Consider the following 1892-nt stretch of genomic DNA (forward strand, 5'->3'; position numbering starts at 1 on the left):
CGAGCGGCATGTGACGAAGGCCACACGCACCGAACGACCTCCGTGATGGTCTCGTGATTACCGCGATGAGGGGACGGGAAGTGCTTGCTGTGGTCGAGGCCGCAGCGCCGTCTCGGCCCAGTCCGAGGGGGAGAACCCAATGCAGAGTCTTCAGCGTCCTGGTCGTACCGCGCCCAAGCGCCTCCACGCGGTTGTCGAGTCCGAGCCGGAGGGCGTCGAACCCGACGCTCTCGACGACGACTTCGACGCGTACGACACCTTCGAGATGTACCGGGTGATCTGCCCGGACTGCGCGCAGCCCATCGCCCTGCTGGCGGACGAGGAGGTGCTGCCGGAGCACGCGCTGTGCGCCTCGCCGTGGAACCCCTTCGGCCTCACGGTCTGCGCCGGTACCGGCCGCAAGGCCTCCGAGGCCCGGTCGGCGGACGAGTCGGCGGAGCCCGAGAAGCAGGACACCGCCCTCCTGTTGACGCTCCCTCAGGGACTCGACTGGCGAACCCAGCCTTTCTCGCACGTCGGTGGCCCCGGTTCGCGCCCCATGCGCGTGCCGGTGATGCGCGGTCAGGCCGCCTGAGCCGTCTCGCTCAGTCCCAGTAGCTGCCCTGCACCATGGCTCGCAGGCTGCCGTGGTGCAGGATCAGTGTGTCCGGGTCCGGCGGGAGGTCCACCTCGCCGAAGAACGCCTGGCGGTAGGCGATGCGCAGCATGACGATCGCGTGGCGCAGCGCGGCGTAGAGCGTGAAGAAGTCCATGTCGCGCGGGGTGTGACCGGTGAGTCGGGCATAGCGGGCCTCCACCCGGTCGCGGCGCAGGAAGTCGGGCAGGCCGCGCTGGCCGAAGGTGACCGTCAGGTCCTGGAAGAAGCGGTGCAGATAGACCGTCCAGCCGAGGTCGACCTCGCGCGGGGCCAGGGCCGCCATCTCCCAGTCCAGGACGGCGACGGGGTCGAAGCCGTCGTAGATCACGTTCCCGATGCGTGCGTCGCCCCAGTTGAGGACGGGTGGGCCCGGGTCGGGCGGCCAGAGCTGCTCCAGCCGGTCGAAGGCCTGCTCGATGAGGGGTGAGCGGGCGAGTCCGTCCACCACCCAGTCGTAGTACGCGCGTTGGGCGGTGACATGGCGGCGCAGTGCGTCGCCCTCGCCGGGCAGCTCCAGGAACGCCGCTTCCCGCACGGGGACTTGGTCGTGAAGGCGTGCCAACAGTCCGACCGTGGCGGCCTCGAGGTGCTCACGCTCGGTGTCGCTCGCCGCGTGCAGCCAGTTGCCCTCGTAGGTGTAGGGCATGACATCCGGCGGTACGCGCCCGCGCACGCGCTCCATGACGAAGAAGGGTGCCCCGAGGGGGCCCGGGTCCTCCTCCAGCCACTGCACCTTGGGGACGGGGAGGTCCGAGAAGCGGCCCACCACTTCCATCGTGCGGTACTGGCGGACCATGTCGTAGACCGGGAAGACCGTGTACGCCGACGGATCCGCTGCGAGCCTCAACGCGCAGGAGCGCAGGGGCGGTTCGGGGTGTTCGATGTCGAAGAGCAGGGTTTCGCTGGACAGGCCGTTCGAGGCGGGGACGGTCACACCGTCGGCCGTGGCGCCGGGCAGGCGGGTGCCGAGCCAGGCGGTGAGGCGGTCGGCCAGCTCCTCCGGGTCGCGGGTGGTGGTGCGGGGGCGGGGTGCCGTGGCCACGTCGTCAACTCCCTTGTGTCCGGGACCGCCTCACGGAGCCACCGAGTCGAAGCCGGTGAAGCCGCTCGGGTCGTGCCGTCCGAATGATCCGTGCTCGAAGACGCCGTGGCCGGTCCGGCCGTCCAGCCGGAAGCGGGCCGCGTGGTCGGTGACGCCGAACACGGCCAGGGGGTGCGGCTCGGCGAGGTCGTAGGTGCGGCGGTCGGTCCAGTC

General features: G+C 70.6%; 2 protein-coding genes and 1 pseudogene. 1 reads left to right on the forward strand and 2 read right to left on the reverse strand.

Annotated elements, in window-relative coordinates; genetic code table 11:
* Positions 1-139: 139 nt before the first annotated feature.
* Positions 140-574 carry a hypothetical protein gene (locus tag JF597_RS54545; protein WP_294014571.1) on the forward strand — a complete coding sequence of 145 codons (435 nt, stop codon included), beginning with the start codon at positions 140-142 and terminating at the stop codon, positions 572-574.
* Positions 575-584: 10 nt separating this feature from the next.
* Here the strand turns inward: JF597_RS54545 and JF597_RS54550 are convergent, their stop codons facing one another.
* Together JF597_RS54550 and JF597_RS54555 are read right to left on the reverse strand one after the other, a co-directional pair.
* Positions 585-1679 (reverse strand): phosphotransferase family protein, encoded by a 1095-nt coding sequence (locus JF597_RS54550; RefSeq protein WP_294014574.1) that lies wholly within the window; start codon positions 1677-1679, stop codon positions 585-587.
* A gap of 30 nt (positions 1680-1709) precedes the next feature.
* A pseudogene (locus JF597_RS54555) lies at positions 1710-1892 on the reverse strand (hypothetical protein); the annotation flags it as partial.

Origin of the sequence: Streptomyces sp., from assembly GCF_019510245.1 — a bacterium.
In the GTDB taxonomy this organism is placed as follows: domain Bacteria; phylum Actinomycetota; class Actinomycetes; order Streptomycetales; family Streptomycetaceae; genus Streptomyces.

Bases quoted from the DNA above. Each gene is read 5' to 3' on its own strand.
- JF597_RS54545 (WP_294014571.1), top strand. From the start codon at position 140: ATGCAGAGTCTTCAGCGTCCTGGTCGTACCGCGCCCAAGCGCCTCCAC.